This window comes from Rhodococcus sp. NS-SX18, from assembly GCF_057367935.1.
On record NZ_CM170633.1, the window covers coordinates 590,658 to 612,850 of the forward strand.

The window sequence follows — 22,193 nt, forward strand, 5'->3', positions numbered from 1 at the left end:
CGGTGACGCTAGGTCGCGGTGACGTCACCGTCTTGAAGGTTTCGGACGGCCGACGCCTCGGCGGCGTCGGAGCCGGTCGCTACGCTGAGGCCATGCCCGGTGTCTTCGAACGTCTCGTCGGTCAGCGCGACGTGGAGACCGAACTGATCGCCGCAGCCACCGCGGCGCGCGGCGGTGGGGCCGGTTCCCGGATGACGCACTCGTGGCTGTTCACCGGCCCTCCCGGTTCCGGACGGTCGATCGCGGCGCTCTGCTTCGCCGCTGCCCTGCAGTGCACCGATCCCGATGTCCCGGGTTGCGGTCGCTGCCACGCGTGCAGCACCACCATGGCCGGTACCCACGGCGACGTCCGTCGGGTCGTTCCCGAGGGGCTCACGATCAGTGTCAAGGCGATGCGCGACATCGTCCGGACCGCGTCGCGTCGTCCGAGCACCGGGCAGTGGCAGGTAGTGGTGATCGAGGATGCGGACCGTCTCACCGAGGGCGCCGCGAACGCACTGCTCAAGGTCGTCGAGGAACCGCCCGAGCGCACGGTGTTCCTCCTGTGCGCGCCGTCCGTCGATCCACAGGACATCTCCGTGACCCTGCGTTCACGATGCCGGCACGTCGCGCTCGTCACGCCCAACACGGACGCAATCGCCCGGGTGCTGCGCGAACGCGACGGACTCGACTCCGAGACCGCGAACTGGGCTGCATCGATCAGCGGGGGCCACGTCGGGCGGGCCCGACGTCTGGCCACCGACGAGACCGCTCGCACCAGCCGTCGACGTGCGCTGGATCTGGCCGCGGCGGTACTCCGCCCCGCCACCACGTACACCGCTGCGGACGAGCTGGTGCAGCGTGCGGAGGCGGAAGCCAAGGAGATCAGCGCCACGCGCGACGAACGAGAGACCGAGGAACTTCGGACCGCTCTCGGCGCCGGAGGCACCGGTAAGGGTGCCGCCGGGGCGCTCCGGGGCGCGGCGGGCGTCCTCAAGGACCTCGAACGCACCCAGAAGTCCCGACGTACCCGGACCGAGCGCGACATCATGGACCGCGCTCTCATCGATCTGGCCGGTCTGTACCGGGATGCGCTGGCACGTTCCCTGGGCGCTTCCGGCACCGCCAATCATCCCGACATGGCCGAGCGTGCCGCCGACCTGGCGTCGCGTGCCCGGCCGGAGGCGCTGCTGACCTGCATCGAGGCGATCCTCGAGTGCCGCGAGGTCCTCGCGCAGAACGTCAAGCCGCGCTTCGCGGTGGCCGCGATGGCGGCCCGGTTGAGCTCGGCCTTCCGGTAGGCGCCGACGGGTGGTTTGCATTGGGCAGGGGGGTAGGCGCTAGACTCGTGCGCGCCGTCAGGCACGCTGCCTTAGCTCAGTCGGTAGAGCATTTCACTCGTAATGAAAAGGTCGCGAGTTCGATTCTCGCAGGCAGCTCCGAACGACGAAGGCCCTCCATCCCGAACGCGGATGGAGGGCCTTCGTCGTCGTGCGCACGTGCATTCTCCGGTCCGGTCGCCCCGGGCAAAGTCGCCCGCCGCTGCGCTGCGTGCCGGATGATGGCGGGTGTGCTCCTGGAGATCTTCTCGATCGTTCTGATCGTCGGCGCCCTGGTCGTTCTCATCCCCACCGCGGTGCGCGTGTTCCGCCGGCGCGACGACGACCACTAGGCCGATCGTCGCTGCTCGGCGCCCCGCTCAGGCGTCGCCGGCTCAGTACACTCGACTTATGAGTGAGTCGTTGAAGGAGCGGGTGCGAGCGAAGATTCTGCGCCAGCGCGGAGAAGACGGCGGGCGGCCCCTCGGGGACGCGGAAGGGGACAACCCCCGGCTCATCGACATCGGCCTCGACCTGGCACTGCTGGACCAGGCCGCCGAGGGAGACGCCGTTGTAGAGGAGCTGGCCGCGAAGTACTGGGTGCCCTGATGTCGTCCGGAAAAGCGGTTTGACCAGGCGATTTGGTAAGTCGCGCAATGTTCACGTAACTTATTGCAGGTCAGAGCGACACGGACACCGACCCGGCCCGCAGGGGCTCGGGACAACGAGGTTGGACGCAGGCGCCTGATTGTTCGGTTCGGGATCTTCTGGTAGGGTTCTGGGCCGTTGCTGATCCCACCGAGTGCGTCGGGTTTGTGCCCGTCGGGTGGTGTGGGTAGGCTGGAACGGTTGCCCCGGAGCGCCGCGGACGTCGGTTCGCGGGGTGATGGTGTGTGCGTGTTCTTTGAGAACTCAACAGTGTGCCGATGAATGTCAGTGCCAAATATTTTTGGTGCGGCCGCCCCGCGTTCGTGTGGGGTGGTTGTTGCTGGACATCGCATTCTTCCGTCTGTGATGGTCCAGTGTTTTTGCTAGTTTGAGTTTTTTGCTAGTGATTCGGCTCTACGCTTATGGCTGATCAGCCCTTCGGGGTTTGGTTGAGAGTCTTCAACGGAGAGTTTGATCCTGGCTCAGGACGAACGCTGGCGGCGTGCTTAACACATGCAAGTCGAACGATGAAGCCCAGCTTGCTGGGTGGATTAGTGGCGAACGGGTGAGTAACACGTGGGTGATCTGCCCTGCACTTCGGGATAAGCCTGGGAAACTGGGTCTAATACCGGATAGGACCTTCTGCCGCATGGTGGGGGGTGGAAAGGTTTTCCGGTGCAGGATGGGCCCGCGGCCTATCAGCTTGTTGGTGGGGTAACGGCCCACCAAGGCGACGACGGGTAGCCGGCCTGAGAGGGCGACCGGCCACACTGGGACTGAGACACGGCCCAGACTCCTACGGGAGGCAGCAGTGGGGAATATTGCACAATGGGCGCAAGCCTGATGCAGCGACGCCGCGTGAGGGATGACGGCCTTCGGGTTGTAAACCTCTTTCAGTACCGACGAAGCGCAAGTGACGGTAGGTACAGAAGAAGCACCGGCCAACTACGTGCCAGCAGCCGCGGTAATACGTAGGGTGCGAGCGTTGTCCGGAATTACTGGGCGTAAAGAGCTCGTAGGCGGTTTGTCGCGTCGTCTGTGAAAACCCGCAGCTCAACTGCGGGCTTGCAGGCGATACGGGCAGACTTGAGTACTGCAGGGGAGACTGGAATTCCTGGTGTAGCGGTGAAATGCGCAGATATCAGGAGGAACACCGGTGGCGAAGGCGGGTCTCTGGGCAGTAACTGACGCTGAGGAGCGAAAGCGTGGGTAGCGAACAGGATTAGATACCCTGGTAGTCCACGCCGTAAACGGTGGGCGCTAGGTGTGGGTTTCCTTCCACGGGATCCGTGCCGTAGCTAACGCATTAAGCGCCCCGCCTGGGGAGTACGGCCGCAAGGCTAAAACTCAAAGGAATTGACGGGGGCCCGCACAAGCGGCGGAGCATGTGGATTAATTCGATGCAACGCGAAGAACCTTACCTGGGTTTGACATACACCGGACCGCCCCAGAGATGGGGTTTCCCTTGTGGTCGGTGTACAGGTGGTGCATGGCTGTCGTCAGCTCGTGTCGTGAGATGTTGGGTTAAGTCCCGCAACGAGCGCAACCCTTGTCCTGTGTTGCCAGCAAGTCAAGTTGGGGACTCGCAGGAGACTGCCGGGGTCAACTCGGAGGAAGGTGGGGACGACGTCAAGTCATCATGCCCCTTATGTCCAGGGCTTCACACATGCTACAATGGCCGGTACAGAGGGCTGCGATACCGCGAGGTGGAGCGAATCCCTTAAAGCCGGTCTCAGTTCGGATCGGGGTCTGCAACTCGACCCCGTGAAGTCGGAGTCGCTAGTAATCGCAGATCAGCAACGCTGCGGTGAATACGTTCCCGGGCCTTGTACACACCGCCCGTCACGTCATGAAAGTCGGTAACACCCGAAGCCGGTGGCCTAACCCCTCGTGGGAGGGAGCCGTCGAAGGTGGGATCGGCGATTGGGACGAAGTCGTAACAAGGTAGCCGTACCGGAAGGTGCGGCTGGATCACCTCCTTTCTAAGGAGCACCTCCTTCGTCCGCCTGCACACAGGTGCCGGCGGGGAAGGCAGAGCCCGTTTGTCCCCGCATGTGGGACACGGGAGCTCATGGGTGGAACGCTGACAAGCACTTCTCATCGATTCTTCTCCATGCAGAAGAATCCGGGAGGTTATATCGGTGCACTGTTGGGTCCTGAGAGAACACGCAATGTGTTTTGTCAGCGACGATGACCTGCGAAGTAAGGAACTGGTTTTCTTGCGGTAGGGGTTGTTGTGTGTTGTTTGAGAACTGCACAGTGGACGCGAGCATCTTTGTTGTAAGTGTTTATGAGCGTACGGTGGATGCCTTGGCACCAGGAGCCGATGAAGGACGTGGGAGGCTGCGATATGCCTCGGGGAGCTGTCAACCGAGCTGTGATCCGAGGATTTCCGAATGGGGAAACCCAGCACGAGTGATGTCGTGTTACCCGCGCCTGAATATATAGGGCGTGTGGAGGGAACGTGGGGAAGTGAAACATCTCAGTACCCACAGGAAGAGAAAACAACATGTGATTCCGTGAGTAGTGGCGAGCGAAAGCGGAAGAGGCTAAACCGGGCACATGCGATACCCGGCAGGGGTTGTGTGTTCGGGGTTGTGGGGTTCGATGTGTCGGTGCTGCCGCACCGGCCGACAGTGAGAAATCGCCTGTGTTAGTCGAAGTGGTCTGGAACGGCCTGTCGTAGAGGGTGAGAATCCCGTAGACGAAAACACGGTGACTGTCGATTCGAATACCCGAGTAGCAGCGGGCCCGTGAAATCTGCTGTGAATCCGTCGGGACCACCCGATAAGCCTGAATACTCCCTGGTGACCGATAGCGGACTAGTACCGTGAGGGAAAGGTGAAAAGTACCCCGGGAGGGGAGTGAAATAGTACCTGAAACCGTGCGCTTACAATCCGTCGGAGCCTGCGCGACCTTTGGTGGTCGGTGGGTGACGGCGTGCCTTTTGAAGAATGAGCCTGCGAGTTAGTGGCATGTCGCGAGGTTAACCCGTGTGGGGTAGTCGTAGCGAAAGCGAGTCCGAACAGGGCGTATCAGTGGCATGTTCTAGACCCGAAGCGGAGTGATCTACCCATGGCCAGGGTGAAGCGACGGTAAGACGTCGTGGAGGCCCGAACCCACTTAGGTTGAAAACTGAGGGGATGAGCTGTGGGTAGGGGTGAAAGGCCAATCAAACTCCGTGATAGCTGGTTCTCCCCGAAATGCATTTAGGTGCAGCGTCGCGTGTTTCTCACCGGAGGTAGAGCTACTGGATGGTCTAGGGGGCCCACAAGCTTACCGAAATCAGCCAAACTCCGAATGCCGGTGAGTGAGAGCGCGGCAGTGAGACTGCGGGGGATAAGCTTCGTAGTCGAGAGGGAAACAGCCCAGATCGCCGGCTAAGGCCCCTAAGCGTGTACTAAGTGGAAAAGGATGTGGGATCGCTGAGACAACCAGGAGGTTGGCTTAGAAGCAGCCACCCTTGAAAGAGTGCGTAATAGCTCACTGGTCAAGTGGTTCTGCGCCGACAATGTAGCGGGGCTCAAGTACACCGCCGAAGCCGCGGCACTCACACAACACCCCGGAGGGTTTACGGACCGTCCGGCAGTGGTGTGGGTGGGTAGGGGAGCGTCGTGCCGCCGGGGAAGCGCCGGAGTGATCCAGGTGTGGAGGCGGCGCGAGTGAGAATGCAGGCATGAGTAGCGAAAGACGAGTGAGAAACTCGTCCGCCGAATGACCAAGGGTTCCTGGGCCAGGTTAATCCGCCCAGGGTGAGTCGGGACCTAAGGCGAGGCCGACAGGCGTAGTCGATGGACAACGGGTTGATATTCCCGTACCCGTGTGAACGCGCCCCTGGTGAATCAGTGATGCTAACCGTCCTGAAGCCGGCCGGTTCCTTCGGGAATCGGTTGTGTGGATGCACGGGACCCGATCTGGTAGTAGCCAAGCGATGGGGTGACGCAGGAAGGTAGTGGGGCCGGTCAGTGGTTGTACCGGTGTAAGCCCGTAGGGCGTGACATAGGCAAATCCGTGTCGCACACAGCCTGAGAGGTGATGCGTAGCCGAATGAGGCGAATTCCATGATCCTATGCTGCCGAGAAAAGCCTCTAGCGAGCTTTCACACGGCCCGTACCCCAAACCGACACAGGTGGTCAGGTAGAGAATACCGAGGCGATCGAGAGAACTGTGGTTAAGGAACTCGGCAAAATGCCCCCGTAACTTCGGGAGAAGGGGGACCACGCCCGGTGAAGACCTTCGCGGTCGGAGCTGGGGGTGGTCGCAGAGACCAGAGAGAAGCGACTGTTTACTAAAAACACAGGTCCGTGCGAAGTCGTAAGACGAGGTATACGGACTGACGCCTGCCCGGTGCTGGAAGGTTAAGAGGACCGGTCAGCGGAGTGATCCGCGAAGCTGAGAATTTAAGCCCCAGTAAACGGCGGTGGTAACTATAACCATCCTAAGGTAGCGAAATTCCTTGTCGGGTAAGTTCCGACCTGCACGAATGGCGTAACGACTTCTCTGCTGTCTCAACCACAGACTCGGCGAAATTGCATTACGAGTAAAGATGCTCGTTACGCGCGGCAGGACGAAAAGACCCCGGGACCTTCACTACAGCTTGGTATTGGTGTTCGGTTCGGTTTGTGTAGGATAGGTGGGAGACGGAGAAGCCCGCACGCCAGTGTGGGTGGAGTCGTTGTTGAAATACCACTCTGATCGTATTGGACCTCTAACCTCGGACCCTGATCGGGTTCAGGGACAGTGCCTGGTGGGTAGTTTAACTGGGGCGGTTGCCTCCCAAAATGTAACGGAGGCGCCCAAAGGTTCCCTCAGCCTGGTTGGCAATCAGGTGGCGAGTGCAAGTGCACAAGGGAGCTTGACTGTGAGACCGACAGGTCGAGCAGGGACGAAAGTCGGGACTAGTGATCCGGCACCGGCATGTGGAAGCGGTGTCGCTCAACGGATAAAAGGTACCCCGGGGATAACAGGCTGATCTTCCCCAAGAGTCCATATCGACGGGATGGTTTGGCACCTCGATGTCGGCTCGTCGCATCCTGGGGCTGGAGTAGGTCCCAAGGGTTGGGCTGTTCGCCCATTAAAGCGGCACGCGAGCTGGGTTTAGAACGTCGTGAGACAGTTCGGTCTCTATCCGCCGCGCGCGTTAGAAACTTGAGGAAGGCTGTCCCTAGTACGAGAGGACCGGGACGGACGAACCTCTGGTGTGCCAGTTGTCCCGCCAGGGGCACGGCTGGTTGGCTACGTTCGGAAGGGATAACCGCTGAAAGCATCTAAGCGGGAAGCCTGTTCCAAGATGAGGTTTCTCACCCCCTCGAGGGGGTAAGGCCCCCGGCAGACCACCGGGTTGATAGGCCGGAACTGGAAGTGCGGCAACGCATGCAGGTGACCGGTACTAATAGGCCGAGGACTTACCACGAAGAAGCTACGCGTCCACTGTGCGGTATCTGAAACAACACACCCGAACTCACTCCGAGCACCGGGGTGTGACAGTTTCACAGAGTTACGGCGGCCATAGCGACAGGGAAACGCCCGGTCCCATTCCGAACCCGGAAGCTAAGCCTGTCTGCGCCGATGGTACTGCACCCGACAGGGTGTGGGAGAGTAGGACACCGCCGAACACCCGTTACCGGAAGCCCCCCCGACACTGTCGGGGGGGCTTCCGGCATTTCCGGAGCAGGTACCCGATTCGACGGAGCCCGCGGCGACCGTACGACCTGAGTTGCACCAGGTAAGTCGGTTTCCGGGGTAGTCGCGGACATTTGTGCAGGTAGCGGCGGTGCGTTGCCGGAAAGTGGCACACTAACGGCTCGGTAGACTCCGCCCCGTGGCCGCCTACATCCGCAAAGTCCGCACCGCCTCGGGAGCAACCGCGGTGCAGATCGCGGCCAAGCAGGGCCGCCGCGACAAGGTCCTCGAGTACCTCGGATCGGCCCACACCGACAGCGAACTCGCCGCCCTGCTCGAAACCGCTCGAACCAAGCTGCTCGCCGGCCAGCAAGAGCTCGACCTCGACCTGGGCACCACCAGCTCTGCACCGACGATCACCGGGAAACGCTCCCGCTGGCTGATCGAGGTCATCGCTGCGGCCTGGCGACGTCTCGGCTTCGATGTGCGCGACAACGACGCGTTCTTCCAGCTCGTGGCAGCCCGCCTCGTCGAGCCGACGTCGGTTGCGGATGCGGGCAGAGTGCTGCGGGAGATCGGGATCGCCCCGGCCCACCGCAACACCTTCGTGCGGACCCTGCAGCGATGCACTGGCCACGGGTACCGCGACGACATCGCACGACGCTGCTTCGAGCATGCCGCCACCGCGGGGGATCTGAACCTGCTGCTCTACGACGTCACGACCTTGTATTTCGAAGCGGAGAAGGAAGACGAGCTCCGTAAGGTCGGCTACTCCAAGGAGCGGCGGGTCGACCCGCAGATCGTCGTCGGGCTGCTCGTCGATCGCACCGGATTCCCGTTGGAGATCGGATGTTTCGAAGGAAACCACGCCGAGACCCGCACCATCGTGCCCATCGTGCGCCAGTTCCAGGCCCGCCACAATATCGAGGGGGTGGAGATGGTCATCGCCGCCGACGCCGGGATGTTGTCGGCGACGAATCTCAAGGATCTCGATGCCGCCGGGCTGAAGTTCATCGTCGGTTCGCGGGTGACGAAGGCCCCGGCGGATCTGGCCAGTCATTTCCACTGGAACGGGGACGTGTTCACCGACGGGCAAATCATCGACACCGTCACCCCACGGCACGCCAAGAGCACGGTCAACGACCTCACCCGTCGCAGCGAGCCGGTGTGGGCGCCGGCCGACACGACGGCGTGGCGGGCGATCTGGGCGTACTCGACCAAGCGTGCCCTGCGGGACAACCAGACGCTGAACGCGCAGGAAGCCCGGGCCCGGGAGGTCGTCGACGGCACCCGTGCTGCTAGAGCACCGCGGTTCGTCAAGAGCACCGCGAAGGGCAAATCCCTCGATACCGATGCTCTGGCCCGGGCGCGTTCCCTGATCGGTCTGAAAGGCTACGTGACGAACCTGCCTGTCTCGCTGATGAATCCACAGGAAGTCATGGCGAAGTATCACGATCTGTGGCATGTCGAGCAGTCGTTTCGGATGTCGAAGACCGACCTGCGGGCCCGCCCGATCTTCAGTCACACCCGCGATTCCATCGAGGCGCACCTGACCATCGTGTTCGCCGCGTTGGCGATCTCACGCTATCTGCAGGACGCGACCGGGATGTCGATCCGGAAGATCGTGCGGACCCTGCGTCCCTTGCAGGAAGTCACAATCACGATCGCCGGCCACGAGCACACCGCCTTCGATCCGCTCACCGACGACGCCGTGCACATCCTCGATTCCCTCGGCATCGCGAATCCCCGGTCAGGGTTGGCACACTAATCTGGTGCAACTCGGGAGGTACCCGATTCGACGGAGCCCGCGGCGACCGTACGACCGGGGGCGTCCGCTCAGCCGGCGAGTGCCTCGCGCCGCCGCCACAGTCGTGCGACAGTCCACGGTCCGAACGCGAGCGAGACGACATTGATGCCCGTCTCGACTGCCATTTCGGTAGTCATTCGCCGGTAGTTGCCGTGCTCGAGATTCCACAGCGTGTCCATGGCTCCGAGGAATGTCATCGCGCCGCCGGCCGCGATCCCCAGCGGGACGGCGAGTGACCGCCCCCTCGTCAGGTGCCAGGCGCTCACTGCGAAACTCGCGGCCATCAGCCCGTCAGCGGCCGGGAATGCGTTCTCGAACGCGACGTACGAGGGGTCGTCGGACGATCTGACATGTCCGGCGGTGAAGTAGTCGAGCCAGTACAACGCGACGCCGGTGGCGACGCTGCCCATCGCAGCCGCGTGCAGCAGGTCACTACGGGCCGGTTGTCGCCTCATCGCAACCTCCTCCAGCCCTTCCTCCCTCGGTCTCTTCGAGTATGGCTTCCCCCAGTGTCTGCAGACCGTCGTTTACCTGGCGGCCTTCGGTAGGGGCACAGGGCCGGGTGGCACTCCACCGACAGCTTGCTGTATAAATACATCTTGTGTCTATGTCGTATTCAGCGGCCGAGTCGGTCTATCGCGAGGTCAAGGAGCTGATCCTGTCGGGTGAGTTGCCCGGCGGTGATCTGATCAGCGAAGGGGAGATCGCGGCTCGGATGTCGTGCAGCCGTACCCCGGTGCGCGAGGCCTTCCTCCGCCTCGAGGCCGAGGGCTGGATGCGTCTGTACCCCAAGCGCGGCGCACTGGTAGTTCCGGTGGCGGACGGGGAGGCTGAGCACGTCGTCGATGCGCGACGGTTGCTCGAGGCCCACGCTGTGCGCGCCGTCGCGTCCGCTCCGCCGGCACGAGAGCAACTCGAACGTACCTTGCGCGCAAGCCTGGACACGCAGCGTGAACTTGCCGAGCGTGGTGACGTCGGTGGCTTCAGCGGTGCCGACGCGGACTTCCACCGCAACATCGTGGCCGCGGGCGGCAATCCGCTCCTCGACACCTTCTATGCCGGCCTGCGGGAACGCCAGCGACGGATGACGGCCCGTTCTGTCGCCCGGGATCCGGCGCAGCTGCAGAAGATCATCGCCGACCATGCGCATCTGGTGGATCTCGTCGCCGCCGGGGATGCCGACGCGTTCGACGAGGCGCTCGAGGTGCACATGCGCGAGGTGCACGGACTCGGAGGGGGACGACTGTGACCGCAACTGCCACCGAACCGGGTCGTCTGCCCACTGCTGGTACGGATGCCGCTCCCCGCAGGGCGTGGCTGCTCGTGGCCGCCGCGATGTTCGCTGTCGCCTGGGGCGGCAACGAATTCACCCCGCTCCTGGTGATGTACCGGCTCGAACACGGTTTCGCGCCGGTCGTCGTCGACCTGTTCCTCTTCGCCTATGTCCTGGGCATCGTGCCGGCCCTGCTCGTCGGCGGTCCGCTCTCCGACCGGCTCGGTCGTCGGCCTGTCATGGTGCCCGCACCGTTCGTCGCCCTCGTCGGTTCCGCGGTGCTCGCCCTCGGATCGGACTCCGCGCCGCTGCTCATCCTCGGCCGCATCCTCTGCGGGATCGCGCTCGGACTGGGCATGGCGGTCGGTGGCAGCTGGCTGAAGGAACTGTCCGACCCGCGCTGGGACCCGCGCGCGACGGCCGGAGCCGGTGCGCGACGGGCCGCGATGAGCCTGACCGCCGGCTTCGGTGTCGGTGCCGGCATCGCGGGTGCCCTCGCCCAGTGGGCCCCGATGCCGAGTGCCCTGTCCTACCTCGTGCATATCGGGCTGAGTATCGGCGCAGGTGCGGCACTGCTGCGGACGCCGGAGACCCGCCCGGCGCAGCCGGAATCGGAACGGACCGCGCTGCGGGAAGACCTGAAGATCCCGGCGGCCGGGCACGCCCGCTTCCTGTTCGTGATCGCCCCCGTCGCCCCCTGGGTGTTCGGCGCCGCCAGTTCGGCGTACGCGATCCTGCCGGCGCTGATGACCGGACACAGCGGCGACGCCCCGATCGCGTTCTCGGCGCTGCTGTGCGTCGTCGCCCTCGGTGCCGGTTTCGCGATCCAGTCGCTGGGCCGTCGGATCGACACCCCCCACAATGCCCGTGCGGTAGCGGTGGCGCTGACGTTGCTCGTGGTGGGGATGGTCACGGCGGCGGCCGCGGCCGCCGCCCTGACCGTGCCGCTGGCCCTACTGGCCGCGGTCGTCCTGGGCTGCGGCTACGGAATGGCGCTGGTGTCGGGCCTGCAGGAAGTGCAGCGTATCGCCCGCCCCGACGACCTCGCCGGGCTCACCGCGGTGTTCTATTCGCTGAGCTATCTCGGCTTCGCGGTACCCGCGGTGATGGTGTACCTGTCGCAGACGTACCCGGTCCTGACCTACCCGACCATGTTCGTCGTGGGCGCGGTCGCGGCGGCCGCGTGCCTGGTGCTCGTCCTGGCGAAATGGCAGGCACACCTGCCGGAGCGAGCGTCGGCCTGACGTTTCACGGCTCGGGCATCGGCGGCAGTGCCTTCTCGGCGAGCCACGCGTCCCACAGCGGACGCAGCGGTGCGTCCGCGAACCGGGCCGCGAGGTCGGTGAACTGCTCGGTGGTGACGGTCGCGTGCCGGTGGTTCGCGGTCCACTGCCGAATCAGCGTGAAGAACTTCTCGTCGCCGAGGCGCAGGCGCAGCGCGTGCAGTGTCAGGGCGCCCCGCTTGTAGACGCGGTCGTCGAACATCAGGTCCGGCCCGGGGTCGCCGAGGAGGATGTCCTGAGGTTTGCGGCCGAGCCCGCGGTGCGCCTCCTCGGCGATCGTGTGCGCGGACGGCCCGTCGGAGTTCTCCGACCACAGCCACTCCGCGTAGCAGGCGAAGCCCTCGTTCAGCCAGATGTCGCGCCACCGTGACGGGGTGAGGCTGTTGCCGAACCACTGGTGCGCGAGTTCGTGTGCGACGAGCCGCTCTTCGCTCCGGGTGCCGTCGCAGTGGTTCGCGCCGAAGATCGACAGGGTCTGCGCCTCGATCGGGATCTCGAGTTCGTCCTCGGTGACGACGACGCTGTAGTGCGGGAACGGGTACGGCCCGAAGAGCCGGCAGAAGACCTCCATCATCTGTGGTTGCCGGCCGAAGTCCCGGTCGAAGTGCGCCCGCAGACGCGGCGGATGCACCGCGACGAGCGGCACGGGTGTCTCGGACATCCTGCGGGTCTCGTAGTTCCCGATCTGCACCGTGGCGAGGTAGGTCGCCATCGGTTCCGGCTGCTCGTACACCCAGGTGGTCTGGCTGGCCCTCGTCGTCCTGCGCACCAGCGTGCCGTTCGCGATCACCTGGAAGGGGGAGTCGGCCGTGACCGTGATCCGGTAGCTCGCCTTCGCGCCGGGATGGTCGTCGCAGGGGAACCACGACGAGGCGCCGTTGGGCTGGCTCGCGACCAGTGCCCCCTCCTCGAGTTCCTCCCAGCCGACTTCGCCCCACGGACTGCGGATCGGTTTCGGGGTGCCGTGATAGTGGACGACGATCGTCAGTACGCCGCCGACGGGGATCTTCCGGGCGGGGGTGACGACGAGTTTGCCGTCACGCTGGGCGTACTTGGCGGGCCGGGACCCGTTGACCGACAGTTTGGTCACCCGCATGGTCGGCGCGAGGTCGAGCGCGAACTTGCCGCGTTCGTCGGTGGTGGTGGCGACGACGGTGGCCGTGCCGGTGAGCCGGTTGGCCACGACCCGGTAGTTCAGGTCGAGTTCGTACCTCGACACGCGGTACCCGCGGTTGCCGCTGCGCGGCAGGTACGGATCGATCGGAGCGTCCGGTTTCGAGGTTCTGCCGTTCTCGCGGGTCTTCTTCGGGTCGTTCCCCGGCTTCACTGCGGGGACCAATCGCTCGGGTGCGACCACGGCGCGATCGGATTGCCCTGCCATTTGGTCGAATCCGGAACGACGTCACCGCGCATCACCAGCGAGGCCGGGCCGACGGTGGCGCCGGCCCCGATTCCGGCGGCGGGCAGTGCGACGCACTGGGGGCCGAGGGTGGCGCCGGCGCCGAGCGTGACGGTGTCCATGGACATGATCCGATCATGGAACAGGTGCGTTTGCACAACACACCCGCGTTCCACCGTCGCACCGTCGCCGAGGGTCACCAGGTCGGCCTCGGGCAGCCAGTAGCTCTCGCACCACACCCCGCGGCCGATCTTCGCGCCCAGGCCCCGTAGCCACAGGTTCATCACGGCCGTGCCGGTGGCCGGGCGGGCGAACCACGGTGCTGCGACCGTTTCGACGAAGGTGTCGGCCACCTCGTTGCGCCACACGAACCAGCTCCACAGCGGGTGTTCCTCCCGGCCGATGCGTCCGACGGCCGCCCATTTGGCGGCCACGGACACGATGCCGGCCACGGCGCCGGCGAGGATGAGCACGACTCCGCTCAGCGCCGCGGCCGCCGCGTACCCCACCGAGGTCGCCAGCGATTGCAGGGCGAACAGCACGCCGAGACCGATACCGAACGTGACGATCATCGGCAGCAGGCGGAAGGTCTCGACGAAGCCGCGGGCCACGCGCAGCCGCACCGGGGGCGCGAACGTGCGGCTCGAATCGCCGTCGTTCGCGGCGCGACGCAGCCGCACCGGGGGGCTGCCGAGCCACGAGGAACCCGACTTGGCCTTCGACGGCGCAGCCGAGAGGACCGCGACGAGTCCGTACTTGGGGACCCGTCGCCCCGGGGCGGCCATACCCGAGTTGCCGAGAAACGCGCGCTTGCCCACCTTGGCGCGGGAGATGTACAGCCAGCCGCCACCGAGCTCGTAGCTGGCGACCATGGTGTCGTCCGCGAGGAAGGCGCCGTCGGCGACGCGGGTGAACTTGGGCACCATCAGCACGGTGGAGGCCTCGACGTCCTTGCCGATGTCGGCGCCGAGCAGTCGCAGCCAGCCCGGCGTGAGCATCGAGGCGTAGAGCGGGAACAGGAACGTGCGCGAACTGTCCATCAGTCGCTCGGTCGCCCACACCTGCCAGCCGACGCGGCTGCGGACGGGATGGTGTCCCTCGGTCATGCCGACGGCCAGGGCACGCACCGACAGCACCGTGAGGGCGGCGAACACGAACAAGGTCAGCAGGGCGGCCACCGGCAGGATCGCCGCGCTGCGGAGCAACGCATCGGTGAGGTCGGCGGCGTCGCGGATCCACCATCCGACAAGGGTGAGCCCGGCGCCGATCGCGACGATCGGCAGCGAGGCCAGCACCATCGAGGTGAGGCCGAAGATCGGCACCCACCACGAGGCACGCCGCGGCGGCTCGGCGGGCCACGGATGCAGGGCCTTGCCGACCTTCCGGGCGGGGGAGCCGGCCCAGTGCTGGCCGGCCTTGACGCGGCCGAACACGGCGGAGCCGGCGGCGACCTCGGCGTTCTTGCCGACTCGGGCGCCCGGGGCCAGAGTCGAGCGGGCGCCGACCGTCGCGCCGGCTCCGATCCGGATGCTGCCGATGTGGACCTCGTCGCCGTCGATCCAGTGTCCGGACAGGTCGACCTCGGGTTCGATGGAACAGCCGTCCCCGAGTTCGAGCATGCCGGTGACCGGCGGCAGACTGTGCAGGTCGACGCCCTTTCCGACTTTCGCGCCCAGCGCGCGGGCGTAGTACAGCATCCACGGCGCCCCGGACAGGTTCACTGCACCGCTGGCCTCCGACAGCCGCAGCGCCGTCCACAGCCGGAGATGCTCGCTGCCGCCCCTCCGGTAGGTGCCGGGTTGCAGGTTGCGCAGCAGCAGCCGCGTCCCGGCGACGGCGACGGACATGCGGCCGAGCGGGGTCAGGAACAGCAGGATGCCGACGGTCACCCACCACCACGACGCCGGAGCGAGCCACGGCACGTCGACGAACAGCGAGAAGACGTTGTTCGCGATCGCGAGCCAGGTCACCCACTGCAGCCCCGTAAGAGTGGTGAGTGGCACCGTGACGGCGAGTTGCAGCAGCTGTGCCCGGCGCGGAACGGGGGTCACCTGCCGCGGGGCGACCACAGCTGACGGCGCGAGGTCGTCGAGGTACTCGGCCAGCGAGCCGAGTCGCGGATGGTCGTACAGTTCGGCGACGGTCATCGCGGGATAGCGTTCGCGCAGGGCCGTCACCAGCTGGGCCGCGGCGAGGGAGCCGCCGCCGAGTTCGAAGAAGTCGTCGTCGATGCTCTCGATCGGGGTGCCGAGAATCGACACCCACAGCCCGGCGACCCACTCGGCGGTCGGGTCGAGGCCGAGAGCCTCGGCGGCGGCGGCCTCCGCGCCGGGCAGCGGCCACGGAAGCGCATTGCGGTCCACCTTGCCGGAGGTCCGGGTGGGCAGTTCGTCCACCAGCGCCAGTCTCGGGACCAGGGCCGCCGGCAGCTGCTCGCCGAGCAGGTCGCGCGCGGAGGCGAGGTCGAACTCGGGGTCGGTGCTGGCGATGTAGCCGACGAGGATCGAGTGCCCGGCCGCGGTCTTGCGTACGGCGGCCGCGCCGCCGGCGACGCCGGGCAGGTTCTGCAGAGCGTTGTCGACTTCGCCGAGTTCGATGCGCCGGCCGCCGATCTTGACCTGATCGTCGGCACGTCCCTGGAACAGCAGCCCCGCGCGGTCGAGGGTGACCAGGTCGCCGCTGCGGTAGGCGCGGTCCCAGCCGAGGGTGGGCATGGGAGCGTACTTCTCGGCGTCCTTGGCCGGGTCCAGATAGCGGGCCAGTCCGACGCCGCCGATGACGAGTTCGCCGGTGCCGCCCTCCGGGACGGGCCGGCCCTCGCCGTCCACCACGGCGAGGTCCCAGCCGTCGAGCGGCAGGCCGATGCGGACCGGGCCGGTGCCGTCCATCGTCGCCGCACACGCGACCACGGTGGCCTCGGTGGGCCCGTACGTGTTCCACACCTCGCGCCCGGGCACAGCCAGCCGCTCGGCGAGATCCGGCGGACAGGCCTCCCCACCGAAGATCAACAGCCGCACCGCTTCGAGCGCCTCGGCGGGCCACATCGCCGCGAGGGTGGGAACGGTGGAGACGACGCTGATGTCGCGGGAGACCAGCCACGGTCCGAGGTCCATCCCGGACCGCACGAGCGAGCGGGGCGCGGGGACGAGGCACGCGCCGTGCCGCCACGCGAGCCACATCTCCTCGCAGGACGCGTCGAACGCGACCGACAGCCCGGCCAGTACGCGGTCGCCGGGGCCGATCGGGTTCTCGCGCAGGAACAGCCGGGCCTCGGCGTCGACGAAGGCGGCGGCGCTGCGATGGCTGACCGCGACCCCTTTGGGGGTGCCGGTGGATCCGGAGGTGAAGATGATCCAGGCGGCGTCGTCGAGACGCGGACCGCGCAGCTGCGGCTGCGGCGACGGCGGCGCGGTGCCCGGGCCGATGCCGTCGGCGGTGACGACGGCGGTGACCTGCGCTTCCCCGAACACGAGTTCGGCGCGTTCGTCGGGATCGTCGGCGTCCACCGGCACGTAGGCCGCGCCGGCGGCGAGGATGCCCAGGATCGTCACGTACAGGTCCGCGGAGCCGGACGGCATGCGCACGCCGACGCGGTCCCCGCCCCCGACTCCCGCGTCGGCGAGCCGGTAGGAGCAGGCGACGACCTCCTCGACGAGTTCGGTGTAGCTGAGGGTGACGGATCCGTCGTCGACGGCCGGAGCGTCCGGGTGGGTGTCGGCGGTGGCACGCAGGATGTCGACGAGGGTGCGAGGGGCCGGGGCATGGGAGGAGCGGAGGAACTCCTCGGGGATGCGATACGACCGATCCGAATCCGTCGTGGGCTGGGCAGGCAATCGCATGTCCTTCTCTCGGCCTGGTGGTGCGTACGTCCGGTTATCTCACGGTCAGGTGGACGGAGGGTGAACATCGGGTGTGTCGGTGCCCACGCGCGCGGTGGAATTTCTCCGCCTCCCGGGCGCCGGAATCCCGGCCGCTGTCCGGTTCTGGGCGAGAAACCGCCTCTCCCTGGGGATTCGCGTGCCGGACGACGGACGGTGCGATCCCGGTTTGACATCCGTGCGCGCTTTTGCCATCCTCTTCCGCAGGTCACGAGAACCAGCGACAAGCCCCGGCTAGCTGGTCGGCAACCCTCCTCCGCGGTGGGGTGCTCCGGGTGACGACCTGGCCGTGTTTCCACACCGGACACGGCAAGCGCGGATTCGGACCGTGATCGCACTCGAGCGACGAGGCGACCACCGGCGAATCCCTGAACGACGAGGGAACGTCATGACTGCCGCTGTACTGACCGCCGACACCTGTATCGCACCGTTCGCCCGGGTCACCGGATGTGATCTTCAGGTACCCCTGGTGCAGGGCGGTGCCTGCACCTACGCCAACTTCGACTACGCGGCGAGCGCGCCGGCCCTCGAAGCGGTCACCGAGCGGATCGCCGAACTCCTGCCGTACTACGCCAGCGTGCATCGCGGTGCCGGTTACGCCTCGAGGATCTCCACCACCAGCTACGAGCAGGCCCGCGAATCCGTGGCCCGATTCGTCTGCGCCGCAGACGATCAAGTGGTCGTCTTCACCCGCAACACCACCGACTCGCTCAACCTCCTGGCCGGAGCCGTGCCCGGCGACGTGGTGGTACTCGACGTCGAACACCACGCAAACCTGTTGCCCTGGAAGAATGCTCGCGTAGTCGAGGCTGCCGACACCGTCGCCGAGACCGTCCGCCGGCTCGTCGCCGAACTGTGCAGCAGGCCTGCTGCGCTGCTCGCCGTCACCGGCGCCTCCAACGTCACCGGCGAGGTCCTCCCGATCGCCGAACTCGCCGACGTCGCGCACGCCTGCGGTGCCCGGATCCTCGTCGACGGAGCACAATTGGTTCCGCACCGGCGGATCGACCTCACCGCGCTCGGCGTCGACTACCTCGCATTCTCGGGGCACAAGCTCTACGCTCCGTTCGGTGCCGGTGCTCTGGTGGGGCGCCGGGACTGGCTCGACGTCGCGGAACCGTACCTCGCAGGGGGTGGTGCGGTCCGCGACGTCAGTCTCAATCACACCGAATGGGCCTGTGCCCCAGCGCGACACGAGGCGGGCACACCGAACGTGCTCGGTGTCGCGGCGCTCGCCGCAGCGTGCGACGCGCTCGCCGGCTTCGACGCCGATGCCGCCACCGTGCACGAGCAGGCGTTGTGCCGGCGCCTGCTCGACGGGTTGCGCGGCGTCGACGGCGTCGAGATCCTGCGGCTGTGGAGCGACTCCCCGGACTCCGTCGGCATCGTCACCTTCACGGTCGCCGGCTTCGAGCCCGGCGAGGTGGCGTCGTATCTCTCCGCCGAACACGGAATCGGGGTGCGCGACGGCCGGTTCTGCGCGCACCCGCTGCTCGCCCGGGTCGGACTGCCCGCCGGCGCGGTTCGTGCCTCGCTCGGTCTCGGCAGTTCCTCCGCCGACGTGGATCGTCTGCTCGACGCGCTGCACACGCTGGTGGATGCCGGTCCCGGCTGGACCTACGCGAAGACCGACGGCCTGTGGGGGCCGTCGCCCGAGACCCGTCCGGGCCTGGCGGAGTCCACCGCCGGGGCGGCGCAGTGCAGCTGACCGCTTCCCGGGCGGACTGCCGCACCGGCCGTCCGGACCGGCAGGTCTAGTCGACGTCGACGTCGACGGCTGCCGTGATGCGCATCAGTTCGCGGAACGTCGTGCGGAACAGCGTGCGTGGATGCCCGCCGGAGGCCCAGAGCTGGGGGAAAGCAGCCAGGGCGGTGTCGACGTACGTGGTCAGGTTCGTCGGATGCCCGAGCGGTGCCACGCCGCCGACGGGCTGACCCGTGACCTCGGTGACCACGTCCGGGGGCGCCGCGACGAGCGCACCGCCGAGGCGTTTGCCGGTTCGTTCCGGATTCACCCGGTGGGCACCCGAGACCAGCAGCAGTACCGGTTCGTCGTCGAGCAGGAACACCAGCGACTTGACGATCGCTCCCACGTCGACCCCGAGCGCGGCCGCCGCCTGCTCGGCGGTGTGCACCGACTCCGGTTGGGTCGTGATCAACCCGTGGTGACCGCGCGCGATGAGCGTGTCGGCTACCCGAGCGGCATTCGGATGCAGTGTCCCGGACATGGTTCCAGCCTAGGAGTCCGCCGCCGTCCGTGGCTCCGATCGGCAGGTCCGGCCGCGGCCGAGGTCGATACGGTCGGAGTCGATACAGTCGGGGGTCAATACGGCGGAAAGCCGTCCTCGGGTCCGAGCATGCGCTCGAGCCGGGTGCGGGTGATCTTGGCGAGTTCCTCCGTGCACACCTTGCGTTCCGCCTCGGGGTCGTGTGCGAGCCGGTGGTTCAGGTCCGTCAGCAGTTCTTGCAGTCCGCGGCCCTGCGGGCACCACAGATAGCGGTACCCGAAGCGCTCTTCGTAGGCGGCGGCGGCGGCCGTGATCGCGGCCGTCAAGGCCTCGTCCTCGTCCCACAGCGAGCACTGCTCGAGCCGCGAGGCGGTGCTGCCGCGCCGGCGGCCCACCACCGGGTGGCAATCGAGGGCCTCCGCGATCTCCGCGTCGCTCGCGGAGAACAGGGCGGCGTCGGCGCGGGCGAACAGTTCCGAGTAGCTCGCATAGGGACGTCCCGCCGCGACCGCCTGGGCCCAGGTGAGCGACGCGCAGCACTCGTACAGCGCATGGGTGGCGCCCCGCCGGGACAGGGCGTTGAAGGCACCCAGACCGATGCCCTGGTGCATCAGCATGACAGTCGCTCCTCTGCGGGCCGGACCGTTCGTTACCCCCAGGATCCGTCCGCGCCGTGGCGGCCACCAGGGGCAGAGCGCGGAATTTTCCGGGCTGTAACGAGCGGTCCGTGACAGCGGAGCGGCGCCCGCATATTACTCTCGAGTAATGACTCAGGAATCTCGCTGGAAAGCGTTCACGGTCGACGTCGCGGACCACGTCGCGCTCGTCACCCTCGTCGGTCCGGGCAAAGGCAACGCCATGGGCCCCGACTTCTGGACCGAGCTGCCGCTGTTGTTCGGCGAGCTCGACGCGGATCCGGACGTGCGTGCCGTCGTGCTCGCCGGTGCCGGCAAGCACTTCTCCTTCGGTCTCGACCTGCCCGCCATGAGCGGCGACCTGGGCAAGGTCCTCGCCGACAAGGCGCTGGCCGCCCCGCGAACCGAGTTCCACGAGATGGTCAAGCGGATGCAGGCGGCGATCACCGCGGTCGCGGACTGCCGTAAGCCCGTCGTCGCCGCCGTGCAGGGCTGGTGCATCGGCGGCGGCGTCGACCTGATCTCCGCGGCCGACATCCGCTACGCCAGTGCCGACGCGAAGTTCAGTGTCCGCGAGGTCAAGGTCGGGATGGTCGCCGACGTGGGCAGCCTCGCGCGCCTGCCGCTCATCATCGGCGACGGGCACCTGCGTGAGCTGGCCCTCACCGGCAAGGACATCGACGCGGCACGCGCGGAGAAGATCGGCCTGGTCAACGACGTCTTCGAGGACGCGGACGCCGTCCTGGCCGCCGCGCAGGCCACCGCCGCCGAGATCGCGGCGAATCCGCCGCTGGTCGTGCACGGCATCAAGGCCGTCCTCGACCACAGCCGCTCGCCGCGTGTCGATGACAGCCTGCGCTACGTCGCGGCCTGGAACGCCGCGTTCCTGCCGTCGGAGGACCTGACCGAGGCCGTCGCGGCGGTCTTCGAGAAGCGGCCCCCGGAGTTCCGGGGCCGGTAGAGGATGGACGGGTGCGAAGGCATCCGGTCCTGACGTGGGGCGGTCGGCTGGTGCCGGCCGTCCCACTGGCGTATCTGACGGCCTACCGGCCCTGGCAGTTGCACTGGGGTGCGACGGGGACCGAGGTGGCGGGACGGATGCCGGGGGACGAGATCCTGCCCCGGCCCCACTGGTCGGCAACCCGAGCGGTGTCGATCGCAGCCGAGCCGGTGGACGTGTGGCCGTGGCTGGTCCAGATGGGCGCCGGGGACCGTGCCGGCTGGTACAGCTACGACTTCGTCGACAACGGCGGGAAGCCGAGCGCCCGGGAGATCCGGCCAGAACTGCAGCGGCTCGAGGTCGGCGACCCGGTCCGGCTGGTCGCGGGTTCCCCGGCCGCCTTCCGGGTGGAGTCGATCGACCCCGGACGTTCCCTCGTGTACGCCCACTCGCACGACGGGGGTGCGGTCACCGCCGCGCTGGCGTTACGTCCGGACGGGCCCGGACACAGCCGGCTGGTGCATCGCGTGCGATTCCGGATCCCCCCGTCGCCGTTCGCGGTCGGCTGGGCCGTCCTCATGGACGCGGGCGACTTCGTGATGTCCCGGCGGATGCTGCTCGGTATCCGGGACCGCGCCGAGCGGCACGCGCGGCGCCGCCGGGGCGGTGACCCGCCGGCCGACGAAAGTCCTTGCACCCCAACGGATATCCAACTGCATATCCCGGTGCGCCGACCCGCCGGGGAAGTGTTCGCGCTGCTCGCCGACGTGCAGGACCATGTGGGTGCACCGGCGCGCACAGGCGTCCGGATGGACAAGTCCCCGTCCGGTCCGACCGTCGAGGGCACCCGGTGGCACGAGCGGGTGCGGCTCGCACCCGGCTGGTGGATGTCCGTCGACAGCGTCGTGACCGCGATCGAGGACCCGGAACTGCTCGCGATGGACTTCCGCAGTGCCTGGTTCACCGGCCACCTCGACTACCGGATCGAGTCCACCCCGCAGGGATGTCTCCTGCGGCAGCACTTCGTCCTGCGATTGCCGCGCCTGCTGCGGCCGTGGTCGGCGCGGGTGGACGCCCAGCTCCGGCCGCGCCTGCTCGACCGGCTCGCCGAGATCCGGGACGCGATCGAGCGCAGCGGCTGAGAACGCGTTCGGGCTCCGCAGCCGGCGGCCGCGGAGCCCG

At 66.9% G+C, this 22,193-nt stretch carries 13 protein-coding genes, 1 tRNA gene, 3 rRNA genes and 1 riboswitch; of the genes, 12 read left to right on the forward strand and 5 right to left on the reverse strand.

The window, feature by feature from the left end; genetic code table 11:
- The first annotated feature begins 92 nt into the window (after nt 1-92).
- From AC2IPW_RS02755 to AC2IPW_RS02785, 7 genes are all read left to right on the forward strand, one after another.
- Nucleotides 93-1,280, forward strand: a complete 1,188-nt coding sequence (locus AC2IPW_RS02755) for a DNA polymerase III subunit delta' (protein WP_003935247.1) — start codon at nt 93-95, stop codon at nt 1,278-1,280.
- Between the two features lie 65 nt (nt 1,281-1,345).
- Nucleotides 1,346-1,418, forward strand: a tRNA-Thr gene (locus tag AC2IPW_RS02760).
- Nucleotides 1,419-1,709: 291 nt separating this feature from the next.
- A complete protein-coding gene (locus tag AC2IPW_RS02765) occupies nt 1,710-1,907 on the forward strand; it encodes a hypothetical protein (RefSeq protein ID WP_003935246.1) in 198 nt (65 codons plus the stop codon).
- A gap of 498 nt (nt 1,908-2,405) precedes the next feature.
- A 16S ribosomal RNA gene (locus tag AC2IPW_RS02770) occupies nt 2,406-3,928 on the forward strand.
- Nucleotides 3,929-4,224: 296 nt separating this feature from the next.
- Nucleotides 4,225-7,359: ribosomal RNA gene (locus AC2IPW_RS02775) — 23S ribosomal RNA — on the forward strand.
- Between the two features lie 85 nt (nt 7,360-7,444).
- Nucleotides 7,445-7,561: ribosomal RNA gene (gene rrf, locus AC2IPW_RS02780) — 5S ribosomal RNA — on the forward strand.
- Together the 16S, 23S and 5S rRNA genes form the textbook arrangement of a ribosomal RNA operon.
- Nucleotides 7,562-7,767: 206 nt before the next feature.
- Entirely contained in the window at nt 7,768-9,336 is a 1,569-nt protein-coding gene (locus AC2IPW_RS02785) for an IS1634 family transposase (protein ID WP_486376229.1), read from the forward strand.
- Nucleotides 9,337-9,404: 68 nt separating this feature from the next.
- Here AC2IPW_RS02785 and AC2IPW_RS02790 read toward each other — a convergent pair whose 3' ends face one another.
- Nucleotides 9,405-9,830 carry a hypothetical protein gene (locus AC2IPW_RS02790; RefSeq protein WP_486376230.1) on the reverse strand — a complete coding sequence of 142 codons (426 nt, stop codon included), beginning with the start codon at nt 9,828-9,830 and terminating at the stop codon, nt 9,405-9,407.
- Between the two features lie 152 nt (nt 9,831-9,982).
- On the opposite strand from AC2IPW_RS02790, the gene AC2IPW_RS02795 reads away from it, so the two are divergent.
- Both AC2IPW_RS02795 and AC2IPW_RS02800 read left to right on the forward strand, forming a co-directional pair.
- Nucleotides 9,983-10,624, forward strand: coding sequence for a GntR family transcriptional regulator (locus AC2IPW_RS02795; RefSeq protein ID WP_486376231.1), 642 nt, complete (start codon nt 9,983-9,985; stop codon nt 10,622-10,624).
- A gap of 86 nt (nt 10,625-10,710) precedes the next feature.
- Nucleotides 10,711-11,892 (forward strand): MFS transporter, encoded by a 1,182-nt coding sequence (locus tag AC2IPW_RS02800; RefSeq protein ID WP_486376963.1) that lies wholly within the window; start codon nt 10,711-10,713, stop codon nt 11,890-11,892.
- A gap of 4 nt (nt 11,893-11,896) precedes the next feature.
- Here AC2IPW_RS02800 and AC2IPW_RS02805 read toward each other — a convergent pair whose 3' ends face one another.
- Both AC2IPW_RS02805 and AC2IPW_RS02810 read right to left on the reverse strand, forming a co-directional pair.
- Nucleotides 11,897-13,312 (reverse strand): M1 family metallopeptidase, encoded by a 1,416-nt coding sequence (locus AC2IPW_RS02805; RefSeq protein WP_486376232.1) that lies wholly within the window; start codon nt 13,310-13,312, stop codon nt 11,897-11,899.
- Complete coding sequence (locus tag AC2IPW_RS02810; RefSeq protein WP_486376233.1) at nt 13,255-17,169, reverse strand: Pls/PosA family non-ribosomal peptide synthetase; 3,915 nt, start codon at nt 17,167-17,169, stop codon at nt 13,255-13,257. The genes AC2IPW_RS02805 and AC2IPW_RS02810 overlap by 58 nt, the downstream gene beginning before the upstream one ends.
- 245 nt (nt 17,170-17,414) lie before the next feature.
- A riboswitch (SAM riboswitch) is annotated at nt 17,415-17,530 on the forward strand.
- Between the two features lie 66 nt (nt 17,531-17,596).
- On the opposite strand from AC2IPW_RS02810, the gene AC2IPW_RS02815 reads away from it, so the two are divergent.
- Nucleotides 17,597-18,916 (forward strand): aminotransferase class V-fold PLP-dependent enzyme, encoded by a 1,320-nt coding sequence (locus AC2IPW_RS02815; protein WP_003938275.1) that lies wholly within the window; start codon nt 17,597-17,599, stop codon nt 18,914-18,916.
- A 46-nt stretch (nt 18,917-18,962) separates the two neighbouring features.
- Here the strand turns inward: AC2IPW_RS02815 and AC2IPW_RS02820 are convergent, their stop codons facing one another.
- The gene (locus AC2IPW_RS02820) at nt 18,963-19,436 is read right to left on the reverse strand and encodes a YbaK/EbsC family protein (RefSeq protein WP_003938274.1); all 474 of its coding nucleotides are present in this window, start codon (nt 19,434-19,436) and stop codon (nt 18,963-18,965) included.
- 95 nt (nt 19,437-19,531) lie between these two features.
- Nucleotides 19,532-20,053: a 2-oxo-4-hydroxy-4-carboxy-5-ureidoimidazoline decarboxylase gene (locus AC2IPW_RS02825; RefSeq protein ID WP_416062585.1), complete on the reverse strand. Its 522-nt coding sequence runs from the start codon at nt 20,051-20,053 to the stop codon at nt 19,532-19,534.
- Nucleotides 20,054-20,201: 148 nt separating this feature from the next.
- On the opposite strand from AC2IPW_RS02825, the gene AC2IPW_RS02830 reads away from it, so the two are divergent.
- Entirely contained in the window at nt 20,202-21,032 is an 831-nt protein-coding gene (locus AC2IPW_RS02830) for a crotonase/enoyl-CoA hydratase family protein (RefSeq protein WP_003938272.1), read from the forward strand.
- An 11-nt stretch (nt 21,033-21,043) separates the two neighbouring features.
- The gene (locus AC2IPW_RS02835) at nt 21,044-22,153 is read left to right on the forward strand and encodes an SRPBCC family protein (protein ID WP_486376234.1); all 1,110 of its coding nucleotides are present in this window, start codon (nt 21,044-21,046) and stop codon (nt 22,151-22,153) included.
- Nucleotides 22,154-22,193 lie beyond the last annotated feature (40 nt).